The 14851-nt window shown below is 63.7% G+C and carries 17 protein-coding genes and 1 pseudogene; 7 read left to right on the top strand and 11 right to left on the bottom strand.

Annotation, left to right across the window (positions count from 1 at the left end; all coding sequences use genetic code 11):
• Positions 1-3 precede the first annotated feature (3 nt).
• Genes hprK through kdsA form a run of 7 tightly spaced genes read right to left on the bottom strand, consistent with a single transcriptional unit; the run spans position 4 to position 4517 of the window.
• Positions 4-957 (bottom strand): HPr(Ser) kinase/phosphatase, encoded by a 954-nt coding sequence (gene hprK / locus VFV96_11080; protein HEU5070937.1) that lies wholly within the window; start codon positions 955-957, stop codon positions 4-6.
• 29 nt (positions 958-986) lie between these two features.
• Positions 987-1748 (bottom strand): LPS export ABC transporter ATP-binding protein, encoded by a 762-nt coding sequence (lptB, locus tag VFV96_11075; protein ID HEU5070936.1) that lies wholly within the window; start codon positions 1746-1748, stop codon positions 987-989.
• 26 nt (positions 1749-1774) lie between these two features.
• On the bottom strand, positions 1775-2326 hold the full coding sequence (locus VFV96_11070; GenBank protein ID HEU5070935.1) for an LptA/OstA family protein: 552 nt from the start codon (positions 2324-2326) through the stop codon (positions 1775-1777).
• Complete coding sequence (locus VFV96_11065; GenBank protein ID HEU5070934.1) at positions 2323-2799, bottom strand: hypothetical protein; 477 nt, start codon at positions 2797-2799, stop codon at positions 2323-2325. Before VFV96_11065 ends, VFV96_11070 begins: the two co-directional genes overlap by 4 nt.
• Positions 2799-3335, bottom strand: a complete 537-nt coding sequence (locus VFV96_11060; GenBank protein HEU5070933.1) for an HAD-IIIA family hydrolase — start codon at positions 3333-3335, stop codon at positions 2799-2801. Before VFV96_11060 ends, VFV96_11065 begins: the two co-directional genes overlap by 1 nt.
• Positions 3336-3343: 8 nt before the next feature.
• A complete protein-coding gene (locus VFV96_11055) occupies positions 3344-3688 on the bottom strand; it encodes a hypothetical protein (GenBank protein HEU5070932.1) in 345 nt (114 codons plus the stop codon).
• A gap of 43 nt (positions 3689-3731) precedes the next feature.
• Complete coding sequence (gene kdsA, locus VFV96_11050; protein ID HEU5070931.1) at positions 3732-4517, bottom strand: 3-deoxy-8-phosphooctulonate synthase; 786 nt, start codon at positions 4515-4517, stop codon at positions 3732-3734.
• A gap of 269 nt (positions 4518-4786) precedes the next feature.
• Between kdsA and VFV96_11045 the strand changes: the two genes are divergently transcribed.
• Complete coding sequence (locus VFV96_11045) at positions 4787-5839, top strand: 3-deoxy-7-phosphoheptulonate synthase (GenBank protein ID HEU5070930.1); 1053 nt, start codon at positions 4787-4789, stop codon at positions 5837-5839.
• On the opposite strand, the gene VFV96_11040 is transcribed toward VFV96_11045, so the two are convergent.
• Positions 5840-6832 (bottom strand): NADPH:quinone reductase, encoded by a 993-nt coding sequence (locus VFV96_11040; protein HEU5070929.1) that lies wholly within the window; start codon positions 6830-6832, stop codon positions 5840-5842.
• 181 nt (positions 6833-7013) lie between these two features.
• Between VFV96_11040 and lgt the strand changes: the two genes are divergently transcribed.
• The 6 genes from lgt to hflX all read left to right on the top strand — a co-directional run bounded on the left by lgt (position 7014) and on the right by hflX (position 11439).
• Complete coding sequence (gene lgt / locus VFV96_11035; GenBank protein ID HEU5070928.1) at positions 7014-7820, top strand: prolipoprotein diacylglyceryl transferase; 807 nt, start codon at positions 7014-7016, stop codon at positions 7818-7820.
• A 24-nt stretch (positions 7821-7844) separates the two neighbouring features.
• Positions 7845-8804, top strand: a complete 960-nt coding sequence (gene miaA / locus VFV96_11030) for a tRNA (adenosine(37)-N6)-dimethylallyltransferase MiaA (protein ID HEU5070927.1) — start codon at positions 7845-7847, stop codon at positions 8802-8804.
• A gap of 50 nt (positions 8805-8854) precedes the next feature.
• Complete coding sequence (locus tag VFV96_11025) at positions 8855-9622, top strand: TSUP family transporter (protein HEU5070926.1); 768 nt, start codon at positions 8855-8857, stop codon at positions 9620-9622.
• 79 nt (positions 9623-9701) lie between these two features.
• Positions 9702-9908 carry a 2-phospho-L-lactate guanylyltransferase gene (locus tag VFV96_11020; protein HEU5070925.1) on the top strand — a complete coding sequence of 69 codons (207 nt, stop codon included), beginning with the start codon at positions 9702-9704 and terminating at the stop codon, positions 9906-9908.
• A 32-nt stretch (positions 9909-9940) separates the two neighbouring features.
• The gene (locus tag VFV96_11015; GenBank protein ID HEU5070924.1) at positions 9941-10147 is read left to right on the top strand and encodes a type II toxin-antitoxin system HicA family toxin; all 207 of its coding nucleotides are present in this window, start codon (positions 9941-9943) and stop codon (positions 10145-10147) included.
• A complete protein-coding gene (gene hflX / locus VFV96_11010) occupies positions 10144-11439 on the top strand; it encodes a GTPase HflX (GenBank protein HEU5070923.1) in 1296 nt (431 codons plus the stop codon). The genes VFV96_11015 and hflX overlap by 4 nt, the downstream gene beginning before the upstream one ends.
• Positions 11440-11817: 378 nt before the next feature.
• On the opposite strand, the gene VFV96_11005 is transcribed toward hflX, so the two are convergent.
• The 3 genes and pseudogenes from VFV96_11005 to VFV96_10995 all read right to left on the bottom strand — a co-directional run bounded on the left by VFV96_11005 (position 11818) and on the right by VFV96_10995 (position 14367).
• On the bottom strand, positions 11818-12207 hold the full coding sequence (locus VFV96_11005; GenBank protein ID HEU5070922.1) for a DUF559 domain-containing protein: 390 nt from the start codon (positions 12205-12207) through the stop codon (positions 11818-11820).
• Positions 12208-12703: 496 nt separating this feature from the next.
• Positions 12704-13204, bottom strand: coding sequence for a BglII/BstYI family type II restriction endonuclease (locus VFV96_11000; GenBank protein HEU5070921.1), 501 nt, complete (start codon positions 13202-13204; stop codon positions 12704-12706).
• 401 nt (positions 13205-13605) lie between these two features.
• A pseudogene (locus VFV96_10995) lies at positions 13606-14367 on the bottom strand (site-specific DNA-methyltransferase).
• Positions 14368-14851: the final 484 nt, after the last annotated feature.

Raw genomic sequence — 14851 nt, 5'->3', positions numbered from 1 at the left:
ATGTTATAGCCGGTTGCCGGCGGACATCCGGGCCAGGAGCCGGTCGTTGAGATCCTTGGCCGGGTTGAGGCCGGACATGCGCAGCTTGGTGTGAAAGGCGGCCACTTCAATCAGCCGGGCGAGGTCGCGGCCGGGCCGGACCGGGATGACCATGTGCGGCACGTCCACGCCCAGAATCTTCGTGTAAGCCTGCTCCATCCCGAGGCGGTCCACATCCTCCTTCGGATCCCAGACGCGCAGCGAAACCACGAGATCAACGCGCTTGTCCTTGCGGATGCTTTTCACGCCGAACATCGAGGCGACGTCCACGATGCCGATGCCGCGCACCTCCATGAGATTGCGGGTGAGTTCCTTGCTGGTGCCCATCACCTTCTGGCCGTCCACCAGCATGACGAGCGTGACGTCGTCGGACACGAGGCTGTAACCGCGTTCCACCAGGGCCAGCACGCTCTCGCTTTTGCCGATGCCGCTTTCGCCCTTGATGATCACCCCGACGCCGAGGATGTCCACCATGCTGCCCATCTCGGTGCCGCGCGGCGCAAACATCGTGTCGAGCGCGATGGTGGCCGTGTTGATGAACTTCATCGTGATCAACGAGGTTTGAAACACGGGCACGTCCGCCTTTTCCGCCGCCTGCAGGAACAGCCGGTCCGGTTTCAGGTCGCGGCTGAACACGACGCAGGGCACGGCGTAGTGGAAGAAATATTCGTAACGCCGGATGCGCTCGGCCTTGGGCAGCGAGCGCAGGTAATAGAATTCGGCGTTGCCAAACACCTGCACCCGCTTCATCGCGAAATACTTGGTGAAGCCGGTCAGCGCCAGGCCGGGCCGGTTGACGGTGGATTCGCGGATGATGCGTTTGAGCCCGCTGGCGCCCGCAATGAGCCGGAGCTGCAGGGGGGAGGCGTTCCGGGTGTAGAAGCTCTCCACGGTGACGGTTTCGCGTTGGGTGGCCATGTTCGGATGCGGTTCGGCGCGGCGCCGGGTTACATGTTGAATTCGGGTCCGAGATAAATTTCGCGGGCCTTCGGGTCGTTGACCAGCGCCTCGGCGGCGCCTTCGTAAACGACTTCGCCCTTGTGAATCAAATACGCGCGGTCCACGAGCTTCAGCATCTCGCGGGCGGAATGGTCCGTGATCAAAATCCCGAGCCCGCGGTCCTTCAGCCGGCGCACGATCTTGCTGACCTCGTATTGGGCAATCGGGTCAATGCCGGCCAGCGGCTCGTCAAGCAGCAGCAGCTTCGGGCTCGTCACCAGGGCGCGGGTGATTTCCAGCCGCCGCTTCTCGCCGCCGCTGAGCGTGTAGGCCTTGCTTTTGGCCAGCCGGGCCAGGTCGAGTTCCTCCAGGTGATACTTCAGGCGCACCGCGCGCTCGGCGCGCTTCATGACGCAGGTTTCGAGGATGGCGAGAATGTTCTGCTCCACCGTCAGCTTGCGGAACACGCTGGGCTCCTGCGTGAGGTAGCCGATGCCCAGCCGCGCGCGGCGGTGCATGGGCAGCCGCGTGATGTCGCGGCCGTTGAACCGCACGGCGCCGGCGTCGGGCTTGACCACGCCGACCACCATGTTGAACGAAGTCGTCTTGCCCGCGCCGTTCGGGCCGAGCAGGCCGACGATTTCACCGGCGCCGACCGTGATGGACACGCCATTCACCACGCGGCGGCCCTTGTATTCCTTGACCAGCTTGTCGGTGGCGAGGAGAACCTGCCCGGTCGCCTGCGCCGTGGGATCGCCGGGATCGGTCATTTGCGGTTGGGCGAGCGTTTCGAGGCTCATGGCTGGGCCGGCGCGGGGGCGTTGGTGGTCGCGGACGCCGCGTTGGTGGACACGGTGTCCGTGCGGAAAATCATGTGCTGGTTCACGGCGCGAATGACGTTGGCCGTCCGGTCCCAGGTGATCGGGTCGCCGGTCAGCGTTCCCTGCGGCGTTTCAATCGCCGGCGAGCCGGTCAGTTCGAGCACCTCGTTGGTCCGTCCATCACGGATCGAGTAGGTGTAGGTGGCCTTGTCGGCGGTCGCCCGGTTGGTGGCGCCCTTCTCGGGAATCAGCAGCACGACCTTGTCCTCGGCCACGATTTTGTCCACGCGGGTCCCCTCGGTCGGGATTGTGACTGTCAACCGCTCGCAGGTCAGGCTCACGCGCGGATCGGTCACCTTCACGTCGCCGTGGTAAAAGGCTTCACGGGATTTCAGGTCGAAATCCACACTGTGCGAGGTGATTTGCGTTTCCACGTTCGTCGCGGTGGCGAACGAGGGCAGGCCCGCCACGCCGGCGTGGAGCGACGCGGCGGCACCGGCGAGCAGGGCGAACAGGATCAGCTTCATGGTTTCGGGGTTGGCCGGCCGAGGTCGCGGATGACCGTGCGGACGTTGTTGGAAATGGTCAATGTTTTGTTCGTCATGACGAGGAGAAATCCGGTGCCTTCGATCTGCAGCCGGCCGTCGCCGGTCTGACCCTTGATCGGCCCGGCCGAACTGGCCTCGCGCGTCTTGGTATCGTAAAGGCATTCAGGCGCTTCGACGAGCATTTCGCGCTCGCCCGTTTCCCGGAAGGTTTCGGCCTTCAGGTTGTGAATGCGGATGCGGCCATCCGCTTCCGGCACCGCATCACTGCTGCGCAGCACCGCCTTCAACTGGCTCTGGTGTGGAGCGTCGTAATATTCCCGGATCTTGAATTCATTGATGCTCGCGACGGGCAGGGTTTGGGCGCCCACCATCAACGCCAGCGCCATCCCGGCACCCGCCAGCCATCCCCGGCCGGACCGCCGCGACTTCCATGGAGCAGGGGGCGGAGTCATCAGTTTCCGAACATGGCCAGGGTGGTTCGCCATTTGCCTTGGGCTTTCAGTATTTGGTCCGTGATTTCGCGCACCGCGCCGTGGCCGCCCGCGGCCCGCGTAATGAGATGCGCGGCGGCCCGGGCTTCGGGCCGGGCGTTGGCCACGGCCACCGCCAGCCCCACGCGCCGGAACACGCCAATGTCCACGACGTCGTCGCCCACGAAGCACGCTTCGCTCCAGGTCAGACCGCATTGCGCCAGGATTTGTTCGACCGCGGCCACTTTGCCGTCGGTGGGCTGGGCGAGGAAATCAATTTTCAAATCTTCGGCGCGGGCGCGGGTGGCCGCCGAGGGCCGGGCCGAAACCCAGCCGACCTTGATGCCGTTCCGCCGCAGCATGACGAGCCCCAGGCCGTCCTGGATGTCATACCGCTTCAACTCCAGGCCCGGCCCCATGATGACGGTGCCGTCGGTCATGACGCCGTCCACGTCGGTGAGGAACAGCTTTACACGGCGGAGGCGGGCGGTAAGAGAAATGGGTTTGGGGTTGGGCATTGGCGTCTTTATTGGCCAAGAACTTTTGGATTTAGGACTACCAAGTTTGTTTGCACATCGCGCGCGATTTGGCGCGCCTCTGCAAAACTGGAACGGAACGAATCAGAGATGCCTGCCTCTGAGACCAAATCTTCATAAACTTTGACGTGCCCTAACAAATACATTCGGCATTCGTTGGTTATCTTTGCCATGTCGCCAGCCTGCGCTTCATGGAGAATGCGCAATGAACGACGAATGTTAAACTCGGTGTCTTTCTTCTTTTGGATGCGATAAGCCTCACGGTAGCCAACTAGATAACAGAGAAATGCAAGTCCAAGTAACGGTAGTATGATGACCAAGTCACGTTTTGTCATGAGAACCTGATTTTTACTGAGGTTCGTTGTTCGATTTAGATCTTCACCTCACCGCCTCATACACCTTCAACAAGCCCTTCAGCACACCTGTCATTTCGCCGAGCGGAATCATGTTTGGGCCGTCGCTCAGAGCCCTGTCTGGCTCGGGGTGCGTTTCGATGAACAGGCCGTCGGCGCCGGCCGCCAGCGCGCAACGAGCGAGGAGCGGGGCGAATTCGCGCTGGCCGGCGGATTTGTCGCCGCCGCCGCCGGGCAGTTGCACGGAGTGCGTCGCATCGAAAATCACCGGGCAGCCCGTGCGCTTCAGGATCGGAATGGACCGCATGTCGGCCACCAGGTTGTGGTAGCCGAAGCTCGCGCCCCGTTCCGTGAGCAGCAGGTGTTCGCCGCCGGCGGCGCGCGCCTTGTTGACCACGTTGGCCATGTCGCCCGGCGCAAGGAACTGGCCCTTCTTGATGTTCACGATTTTGCCGGTGGCCACGGCGGCTTCGATCAGGTCGGTCTGCCGGCACAGGAAGGCCGGAATTTGCAGGATGTCCACGACCTCCCCCGCGGCCCGCGCCTGTTCGGCGGTGTGAATGTCCGTGACGACCGGCAGGCCGAACTTCGCTTTGACGCGCGCGAGCGTCGCCAAGCCCGCCGCGATGCCCGGGCCGCGAAAAGCCTTGCCTGACGTGCGGTTGGCCTTGTCGAAACTGGCCTTGAACACGTAGGTGAGGCCGAGCTTGGCGCACGTCCGTTGCAGGGACGCGGCGACTTTGAAGCACAGGGCCTCGCTTTCGATGACGCACGGGCCGGCGAGGAGGAACAGCCGGTTCGGCCGGGTCAGCGATTTCCAGAGGGCGGCGACGTTGTTTGGCACCCGCCAGAAGTAGCAGCCGGACGGCGCAAAGTAAATCTGCGGTGCCGGGGCGGGGTTGGCTCGGGCGGGCGGCAAGCCGGAGGGGTCATTGGCCGGTGGGGCCGGGGCTGCCGTTGGGGCTGCTCACGGCAACCTTGGCGCTGCGCCGGTCACGCTGGCAGGCCTTGCCCGGACGCCCGTTTCGGCGCCAAATTCGCTTCCGTTTCGCGGCCAAATCCGGGTATGCTGCCCGTCCGATGTTTGAGACACAGGATTTGCGCGTGCGGGAAATTGTGCGGCTGATTTCGCCGCGCGCCCTGAAGGCCGAGCTGCCTACGCCCGAGGCGGCCAATCGCACCGTCGCGTCCAGCCGCGAACGTGTGACGCGCATCCTCCAGCAGCAAGACCCGCGCATGCTGGTCGTCGTCGGGCCGTGCTCGATTCACGATGTCCGCAGCGCCTTCGAATACGCCCGGCGCCTGGCCGCCATCCGGCAGGAGGTGGCCGACCGCATGGAAATCGTCATGCGCGTTTATTTCGAGAAGCCGCGCACGACCATCGGTTGGAAGGGCCTGATCAACGATCCGCATCTCGACGGCACGCAGGACATCGAAACCGGCCTGCGCATGGCGCGCCAGCTCCTGCTCGACATCACCGGCCTCGGGCTGCCCACCGCAACGGAATTCCTGGATCCCATCGTGCCGCAATACATCGCCGATCTCATCACGTGGGCGGCCATCGGCGCGCGCACCACCGAATCCCAGACGCACCGCGAAATGGCCAGCGGCCTTTCCATGCCCGTCGGTTTCAAGAACGGCACGGACGGCAGCCTGCAGGTGGCCGTGGACGCCATGACGTCGGCGCGCACGTCGCACAGTTTTCTGGGCATTGACCAGGATGGCTTCACGAGCATTGTCCGCACGAACGGCAATCCCGCGGGCCATGTGGTGTTGCGCGGCGGCCGGGCCCGGACCAATTACGACGCCGCCAGCATCCGCGACGCCGAGGGGGTGCTGGTGAAGGCAAAGCTGCCCACGGGCCTGATGGTGGATTGCAGCCACGCCAATTCGGGCAAGGTGCCGGCGCGGCAGGAGGACGTCTGGCGCAGCGTCATCGAGCAACGCGTTGGCGGCACGCCATGCCTGATCGGCCTGATGGTGGAAAGCTTTCTGAGCGAAGGCGCGCAACCGTTCCCGAAGCCGGCGAACGAACTGGCCTACGGCGTCTCCATCACCGACGCGTGCATCTCGTGGGAAACCACCGAACGCATGTTGCGGCAGGGTTACGAGATGCTGGCGAAGCTCAAGTAACTACGGCTTCAAGACAATCTTCCCTGCCAGCACGCCGGTTTTCTGCACGGTGCTTTCCTCCTGCAGCCGGTGTGCCTGTGCGGCCTCGGCCAGCGGCAGCACACGGTCGATGCGCGCCTTGAGCTTGCCCTTCGCCATCCAGTCGTTGATGGCATCGGCTGCGGGCCGCTGCTCCTCGGCCCCGGCGTTGAACATGGCAAAGCCATGCAAGGCGCAGTCCTTGACGTAGAACGGCCCCACAGGGAAGGCCGGCCGCGCCTCGCGCCCGGCCATCAAAACCATCCGGCCGCGTTTGGCGAGCAACGCCACCACGCGATCGAAGTCGGGTTCGCGCAAGGTCTCCCACCAGACGTTCACGCCATCCGGCGCAAACTCCCGCACGGCGGCGTCCACGTCCTGCGTTTGGTAGTTCAACACGAGGTCCGCGCCCAGTTCGCGGCAAATCGCCGCCTTCGCCTCGCTGCCCGCCGTGGTGATGACGCGGGCGCCAAGGATTTTGGCCATCTGCACCACGCAGGAGCCAACGCCGCCGGAGCCACCGTTGACGAACAACGTCTCGCCGGCCTTGAGCTGGGCGCGGCTGACGAGGCCGAGGTGCGTGGTGATGCCGCTCAACGCGTTGGCCACGATGTCCTCGTCGCGCACTGACGGCGGGATGAGATGCAGCCATTCCTCGTCCACGGCGGCGAATTGGGCAAAGCTGCCCGGCCGTCCGGCGAAACCAAGGTTCGAGCACCACACGCGGTCGCCCACCTGGAAATGCCGCACCTGTTCGCCGCATTCCACGACCACGCCCGCGAGGTCGCGGCCCAGGATGAACGGGAAGGGCATCTGCGCGGACACCGCGCCGCTGCGCCAGTAAACGTCAATCGGGTTCACGTCCACGGCGCGGACCTGGATGCGGCACTGCGTGGGCGTCGGCACGGGATCGGGCAGATCGCCAAATTCGATGACTTCCGGCGGGCCGGTGCGGGTGATGTAGGCAGCCTTCATGAGGGTGAGTTTAGCCGGCGCATCGGCAGGGAAAACTGTTTTTAACCCGCGCCGGATTGGTGATGCTCGCCCCGTCGGAGCACGGCGGTTTTGGATTTTCCTCCGCCTGGTATTGAACGCCGTGGCCCGTGCGCCGTCTCTTTTTCGTGTGTTTCGTGTGTTTCGTGGTTAACTAATCGCCGTGCATCCGGTTGCATTCTATCTCGGTTCGGTGCCGATCTATTGGTATGGCATCATGATCGCGCTGGCGTTTCTCGTCGGCGTGTGGACGGCCGGCCGGCGTGGCCTGCGCGACGGTCTCGCGCCGGAACGCATTTCCGATCTCGCCGTCTGGATTTTGGTGGGCGCCTTGATTGGCGCGCGAACCCTGCACGTGGTCGAGTATTGGGAGGAATTTCGGGGCCGGCCAATTTGGGACATCTTCATGATCCGCAACGGCGGCCTGGTGTTTTACGGCGGGTTCATCGGCGCGGCGCTGGCGGCCATCATCTTCATCCGCTGGAAACGGCTGCCGCTGTTCAAAATGGCCGATGCGCTGGCGCCCAGCATCGCGCTGGGCAGTGCGTTTGGGCGCGTGGGCTGCCTGATGACCGGGTGCTGTTTTGGCCGCGTCTGCACGCTTCCCTGGGCGATCCACTTTCCGATGGGCTCGCTGGCCTGGGAGGAACAGCAGCGCGAACATCTTATCGGGCCCGGCGACGCCGCGTTGCCGGTGCATCCAACGCAAATCTACGACCTGCTGGCCAACCTGCTGCTGTATGGCCTCCTCGCGTGGTGGTATCGCCGCAAGAAATTCGACGGACAAATCTTCGCGATCTGGCTGGTCGGTTACGCCGTGCTGCGTTCGCTCGTGGAAATCTTCCGCGGTGATTACGGCGAACACCAGTTCGGCGTGTTCACCCCGGCGCAACTGGTCGGCGTGGCCATCCTCGCGGCCGGCATTGCGCTGCTCGTCTGGCTGCCGCGGGCGGCGGCAAAACGAGGATAGCAGCGGGAAAACGGAGGATGGAAAATGGCCGGGGCGCGCGAAATCAGATCTCCATCGGCCACTCATCATTCCCCCGCCGCGCCCCTGTTCCTCGCCGGCCCCACGGCGGTCGGCAAATCCGAGGTTGCTCTGTGGCTGGCGGAACACCTGGGCGGCGAAATCATCTCGGTGGATTCGATGCAGGTGTATCGCGGGCTGGACATCGGCACGGCGAAACCCACGGCCGCCGAGCGCGCCCGTGTGCCGCATCATTTGCTCGACGTCGTCGAACTCACGGAGCCGTTTGACGCGGCCCGGTTTTGCGCCCTCGCGGCCGCGGCGGTGGCGGACATTCAGGCGCGGGGCCGCGTGCCGATTTTTTGCGGCGGCACGGGGCTTTATTTCAAGGCCCACCTCGAAGGTCTGGGCGAGGCGCCGCCAGCCGACGCCGCACTCCGCGCGGCTTTGGAAGCGACACCGCTCGACGCATTGCTCCGCGAGCTGGCGGAACGCGATCCGACCACGTTCGCCCAGATTGACCGCCAAAATCCGCGCCGCGTGATTCGCGCCGTGGAAGTCATCCGCCTGACCGGGCGGCCCTTCTCCGCGCAGCGCTCGGCGTGGCAGGACGCAACGCGCAATACACAGCACGCGACACAGCTCTTTGTTCTCTCCCGCCTCAAGCCGGACCTCGACGCCCGCATCAATGCCCGCGTGGACGCGATGTTTGCGGCGGGTTTGGTCGCGGAGACGCAGTCATTGCTTGCGCGCGGTTTGGAAAAGAATCCCACCGCGCTGCAGGCCATTGGCTACCGTCAGGTGGTGGAGCATTTGCGCGGCGAGCGTTCGCTGGCCGAAACCATTGAACTGGTCAAACTCCGCACCCGCCAGTTCGCGAAACGGCAAGCGACGTGGTTCCGTCGCCAGCCGGCCGTCTGGCTGGAAATTGGCGCGACCGAAAGCGTAGCGGAAACGGCGCAACGCATTCACGCTGCCCGGCGATAACCGGGCTTTCGCCGGCTTGTCTGGGACGCACTTCCTGCCTAGCGTGCCGCGTGCTTCAACCCTGGCAATGGCCGTTGCTGTTCGCGACCGGGCTGGCTGCGGGCTTCGTGGATGCCATCGCCGGCGGCGGCGGGCTGATCACGTTGCCGGTGTTGCTGGGCCTGGGGCTGGCGCCCCGCGCGGCGCTCGGCACCAACAAACTCCAAAGCTCGTTCGGTTCGGCCAGCGCCACGTGGCATTACTCCCGTGCGGGCACAGTGGCGCTCCGGGATTGCGTCCGCGGATTCAGCTGCACGTTTCTCGGCGCTTTGCTGGGCGTGCTTGCCGTCCAACAACTGGACCCGTCGTTGCTGCGCAAAATCATTCCCGTGATGCTGGGCGCCACGGCCCTGCTCGTCTGGTTGCGGCCCAGGCTGGGTGAATGGGATGCGCATCCCCGTGTGCCCCGCGGCGGATTTGATGTCCTCGCCGGGCTGGCCCTGGGCTTTTACGACGGTTTTTTTGGTCCGGGCACGGGCACGTTCTGGGCCATGGCGTTCGTGCTGGGACTGGGGTTCAATCTGACCAAGGCGACCGGCTACACGAAGGTAATGAACTTCGCGAGCAACGCGGCGTCACTGATGCTGTTCGCGGCGCTGGGGCACGTGGTTCTGGCGGCCGGACTGGTCATGGGTGCGGGGCAGTTGCTCGGGGCACGGCTGGGCTCGCAAATGGTCGTCAAACGCGGGGCGCGGTTCATCCGGCCCATCTTTCTCACGGTGGTCCTCGTCATCACGGCCAAACTGATTTACGACGCTTATCTGCGGCGGCCGGCTTAGGCAAACGGGCTGCATTCTCCGGTTTTCCGCGGGTGCAACCCCTCTTGTCACCCCGGCAAATACCTGCCAGATTATCGATGTGGAAATTGTCTTTAGTGTAACGCAAAAAAGTGATGGCGGTTACGTCGCCGAATGCCTTTCCCATGACATTTACACGCAGGGCGATGATTGGGATGGCTTGCGGCAGAACGTGCGCGAGGCGGTCGAAGCCTACTTTTTCGACCAGCCGAAGCCCGCGCAGGTGCGTTTGCACCTCGTCCGCGACGAGGTGTTGGTGTCGCAATGAAATTACCGCGCGATCTGAGTGGGTCTGAATTGGTGAAATTGCTCGTCCGTGACTTCGGGTATTTGAAGATTCATCAGGTGGGGAGCCATATCATCCTGCAACATCCCGGGCCGCCAACGCACCGCCTGGCGATTCCAAACCACGCTCCGCTGCGCATTGGAACGCTCAATGCCATCCCGCGCTCGGTTGCCACGGCGCGGGGTGTTTCGCGGGAGGACATTCTTCAGCGGCTGGCATGAGAGCTTTAATCGAAACCCGCACACAGCGAACCGAACGCGTCTTTCTCGTCGGTGTCGAATTGAAAAGCCACACCGGCGGTTCCACCCGCGAAACGCTCACGGAACTCGCCGAGCTGGTCCAAACCGCCGGCGGCACCGTGGTGGGCGAGGGCGTGCAGAAGACCGACACGCCCAACCCCGGCACCTACATCGGCAAGGGCAAGGCCGCCGAGTTCGCCGCCTGGTGCAAGGAAAACCAGGTGGACACGATCGTCTTTGACGACGAACTCACGGCGGCGCAAAGCCGCAACCTCGAAAAAATCTTCGAGTGCAAAGTGCTCGACCGCACGGCGCTCATCCTCGACATCTTCGCCCAACGCGCCCGCACCCGCGAAGGCAAGCTCCAGATCGAGCTTGCGCAGCTGGAACATCTGCTGCCGCGGCTGACGCGTTACTGGACGCACTTGTCGCGGCAAAAGGGCGGCATCGGCATGCGGGGTGGCGAAGGCGAATCGCAGCTTGAAGCCGACCGCCGCAAGACCCAGGAGCGCATCGACAAAATCATCGAGGAGCTCGAAATCGTCCGGCGTCAGCGCTCCACGCAACGTCTTTCCCGGCAGCGCCAGCAATGGCCGCTCGCCTCCATTGTCGGCTACACCAACGCCGGCAAGTCCACGCTGCTCAACCAGCTGACCGGCGCCGCAGTGCTCGCCGAGGACAAGCTGTTCGCCACGCTCGATCCCACCACGCGCCGGCTGCGCCTGCCCACCAACCAGAACGTGCTGCTCACCGACACGGTGGGCTTCATCCGCAAGCTGCCGCACGACCTCGTGGAAGCCTTCAAGGCCACGCTCGAAGAAGTCGTGCGGGCCGACCTGCTCGTGCACGTGGCGGACGCCAGTCATCCGCAGGCCGAGGAGCACATCGAGGCCGTGAATGCCGTGCTCGGCGAGATTGGCGCCGCGGGCAAGCCCACGCTCATGGTCTTCAACAAGGTGGACCTCATTCCGCCCGGCGACGTGCTGAGCCGCTTTCTCGAACGGCATCCGCATGCGGCGTTGATTTCCGCCAAAACGGGGCAGGGCGTGCCGGAATTGCTGGCCGAACTGGGCGCCGCACTCCGGCCCATCCGCGAATTCCTCGAACTCGCCGTGCCGCACGAACGCTCGGACGTCATTGCGCGCCTGCACGAAGTCGGGCAGGTGGTGGAACGCGACTACGCCGGCGAAACCGCGCGCTTCAAAGCCCGCATCCCGCCGCACTTCCACCACGAATTTCAGAAGTTTGTGGTGAAGGAATTGCAGACAGCGTAACGGCGTCGGACCGCGCGAACGCCGATGCAGGTGATACGCGACCAAGCCGGCCGAAGGTTTCCCCCTCTCCATGGGGAGAGGGCTGGGGTGAGGGAGGACGTGAAACGCTATTTCAACTTACGGCCAGCGCCACGCTTCGCGTTTGCCGTGCTTCAACAACGCGACATCGCACAGGACTTGGACATGTTGCGGGGTGGTGATTGGTCAACACCCGCCCTCACCCTGACCCTCTCCCCCGGGGAGAGGGGATGGCGACGTCCATCGAAGGTGGCTTGTGAGCAGGCCATGCGAATGCCGGTGCAGGTGATGCGCGCGGGCGCCGGCCGAGCGTTTCTCCCTCTCCTTGGGGAGAGGGCTGGGGTGAGGGAGGACGTAAACTTACTTCTTCGACTTTGTCGTTCGCGTGTAGTCCGGCAATGGATGCGGCGCCCGTGCCTGCAATTCGTTGAAGATGGTGTCACGAATGCCCTGTGCATTCCGACGCAGATGCGAATTCCAAAACCGCAGCGTCTTGATGCCCAGTGATTGGAGAAACTGCTCCCGCTCCAAATCCTTTTGTCGTTGCTCGGGAAAACCGTGCTGGCCCCCGTCGAGTTCGATGTTCAAATCGGCCTCCTCGCAGAAAAAATCGAGAGTATAACGGCCCAGGGGATGTTGGCGGCGGAATTTGTAGCCGCTGAATCGCCGGTCCCGCAGCCAGCGCCACATGAGCTTCTCAGCCCACGTCTGGTCGCGGCGCAACTGCCGGGCGCGGTCGATGTCGGCCATGGCACGAGCGTGCAAAGGAAATGCCATTTGTCAACGCCTGCCCTGTTGGTCAACACCCGCCCTCACCCTAACCCTCTCCCCCGGGAGAGGGAATGGCGGCGGATGTCGGTGGTGGATGGCACGGCTGCCGCGCGAATGCCGATGCCGGTAAGATGCGCCGGTGCCGGCCGAAGGTTTCCCCCTCTCCATGGGGAGAGGGTTGGGGTGAGGGAGGACGTGAAACGCTATTTCAACTTACGGCAAACGCCACACGCCGCGTTCGCCGTGCTTCAACAACGCGACATCACACAGGACTTGGACGTGTTGCGGGTAGTGATTGGTCAACACCCGCCCTCACCCTGGCCCTCTCCCCCGGGGAGAGGGAATGGCGGCGGCTGTCGGTGGTGGATGGCACGGCTGCCGTGCGAACGCCGATGCCGGCAAGGCGCGCGGGTGCCGGCCGAAGGTTTCCCCCTCTCCATGGGGAGAGGGTTGGGGTGAGGGAGGACGTGAAACGCTATTTCAGCCCGATGACCCAGAGCGGGACGGTGAGCGTGGGGCGGAGCCAGTCAAGTTCATCACAGACGCGCTCGAAGTTCGGGCCGGAGGATTTGTATTTGATGCGGTTCAAGCCCTCACGCGTGTTGGTGATGATGACACCGACATCAATCTTGTTGGCATTGTAGGCGGCCAGGAAACGGATGAAGTCGCGGTAGATGAACTCGTAGCGGGAAAACTCAATTTCGATGGCGACGCGTGATTTGAAGAAATCGAAATACTGCGTGTGGTGCTTGCCTTCAACGACTGGAACCTCGCCATTCCAGCCCGAGACGCGAAAGGCCTCTGATAACTTGGCGGTCAATCCTTCTTCCCCCTGCTTAACGGGGACGGATTCGGTTGCGCCCAAAACTTTCTGGATCTCCTTTTTAACGGAGAGATTGGCATTGAGGATTTCGTCAGCGTGGCGATAACTGAAGCTCTCGAATTGCACATCGAGATTAGATCTGGCTCGGATCATGTGTTCAACTTCTATTTCACCCGGAGAATCTCTGTCACGCATCTGACAATGTGCGTTGTCTCGCGCAGCTTTCCGGTCGGCGTTTTGGCCCAGGCTTCTTGCAGGCTCACGTCCACGGTCGTGTGAACCACGCTCGCCGCTGACACCGAAGCGCACGAGAGAAACACGTATTTCGTCTCGTGGAAGATGCATTCGGTCTTGGGCTCGCCGTCTTTCACTCCGTTGATCCGATCCATTTTTCGGCCCTGTGGATCAAGATCATTTTGCAAAAAGATCGCGACGGCAAAGCTCACGCGAAATTCACGCAGCCAGAGGAGCATGGTTTCGCCATCCGTGCGTTTCACGGCGAGCTGGGCGTGCCGGGCATCGGCTTCGATGCCGACGCAGCGGCGTTTGATGCTTAACGCGGCCACGGCGGTGGTGCCGCCGCCGAGAAAGGGGTCGAGCACCAGGTCGCCTTCCTGCGTGGCCGCGCGCAGGCAGCGCTCAATCAGGGCCACGGGCTTTTGCGTGGGGTGCTTGCCGTGTTGCTTTTCCGCATTGCCGGGTGCGGTCAGGGTCCAGATGGGGTCCAGGTAGGGCGCGCAGTCCCCTGCGCGCCGTTCGTCCGCATCGGAGTCTGCGGCGGGCAGAGGACTGCCCGCCCCACCTCCAAATTCTTCTCTCCGCCAGACGGTCTTCATTTGTTTGCCGGTGACTTTGCGCATCTCCTGATAGTTGAAGACGTGCTTGGATTTCTCGTTCTTGGCGGCCCAGAGCAGGGTCTCGGTGCTGTGGGTGAAGTAGCGGCAACTGAGGTTGGGCGGGGGATTGGGCTTTTCCCAGGTGATGTCGTTGAGGATTTTGTAGCCGAGTTGTTGCATCGCGTAGCCAATGCTGAAGATGACGTGTTGCGTGCCGCTGACCCAGAGGGTGCCGTTGGGCTTGAGGACGCGCTGGCAGCGGCGGAGCCATTCGAGGTTGAATTCGTGGTTGAGCTCGGGGCCGCGGGATTTGTCCCAGTCGCCCTTGTCCACCTTCACCATCTTGCCGGCGTGGCAGGTGATGCCGCCGTTGGAGAGGAAGTAGGGCGGGTCGGCAAAGATGCAGTCGAACCGGCCTTCGGGATATTTGGCGGCAATGGCGTCGAGGAGTTCGAGGCTGTTGCCGTGGTAAAGCCAGAGGCCGTGCGCGGCGTCGTGGTGGAGGAGCCGGGGCGGGGAGGGCGGTTGATGGTTCGGGGTTGAGGGTTGAGGGTCGGAGCCCGAGGCTTCGATGCTGCCATCCTCGCGCAGGGTGAAGTGCGCCGGGGCGACGGGATGGTAATGGGTTTCCTGAGGGACGCGGACTTCAGGCCGCCTCGCGGCCGCAGCCGGCTTGTGCTTGCGGGGGCGCTGCGGGTCAGCAGGAGACCTGCGTTCCGCCGGAGGCTGGGGCGGTTTGGTGCGGTAAAGAGGCTTGGGTTTGCGTGGCGTCTTGGGCTTCGGCACGCAGGATCAATTGATCAGATCAGCCGGTCGGATCAAGGATCGTTTGGCTCTGAGTGGCGCGCCGCCGTGGCGAGGCGCCACCGGGCACGGAACCGCCGGCCGCCGGGGTCAGCTTTGCGCCCTCGAGCGCTGCTGTTTGCGCACCTTGCGCAGGTGGCCGTAGCCGACGAGCCTGCGG

This window comes from Verrucomicrobiia bacterium, from assembly GCA_035765895.1.
GTDB lineage: Bacteria > Verrucomicrobiota > Verrucomicrobiia > Limisphaerales > DSYF01 > DSYF01.
This window is presented reverse-complemented; position numbering and strand designations above follow the sequence as displayed.

Coding starts and splice junctions, on each gene's coding strand:
- VFV96_11000 (HEU5070921.1), bottom strand. CDS start 13,204: ATGATCCGAGCCAGATCTAATCTCGATGTGCAATTCGAGAGCTTCAGT.
- VFV96_11070 (HEU5070935.1), bottom strand. CDS start 2,326: ATGAAGCTGATCCTGTTCGCCCTGCTCGCCGGTGCCGCCGCGTCGCTC.
- hprK (HEU5070937.1), bottom strand. CDS start 957: ATGGCCACCCAACGCGAAACCGTCACCGTGGAGAGCTTCTACACCCGG.
- VFV96_11055 (HEU5070932.1), bottom strand. CDS start 3,688: ATGACAAAACGTGACTTGGTCATCATACTACCGTTACTTGGACTTGCA.
- VFV96_11040 (HEU5070929.1), bottom strand. CDS start 6,832: ATGAAGGCTGCCTACATCACCCGCACCGGCCCGCCGGAAGTCATCGAA.
- VFV96_11060 (HEU5070933.1), bottom strand. CDS start 3,335: ATGCCCAACCCCAAACCCATTTCTCTTACCGCCCGCCTCCGCCGTGTA.
- miaA (HEU5070927.1), top strand. CDS start 7,845: ATGGCCGGGGCGCGCGAAATCAGATCTCCATCGGCCACTCATCATTCC.
- hflX (HEU5070923.1), top strand. CDS start 10,144: ATGAGAGCTTTAATCGAAACCCGCACACAGCGAACCGAACGCGTCTTT.
- lptB (HEU5070936.1), bottom strand. CDS start 1,748: ATGACCGATCCCGGCGATCCCACGGCGCAGGCGACCGGGCAGGTTCTC.
- VFV96_11045 (HEU5070930.1), top strand. CDS start 4,787: ATGTTTGAGACACAGGATTTGCGCGTGCGGGAAATTGTGCGGCTGATT.
- VFV96_11065 (HEU5070934.1), bottom strand. CDS start 2,799: ATGACTCCGCCCCCTGCTCCATGGAAGTCGCGGCGGTCCGGCCGGGGA.
- VFV96_11005 (HEU5070922.1), bottom strand. CDS start 12,207: ATGGCCGACATCGACCGCGCCCGGCAGTTGCGCCGCGACCAGACGTGG.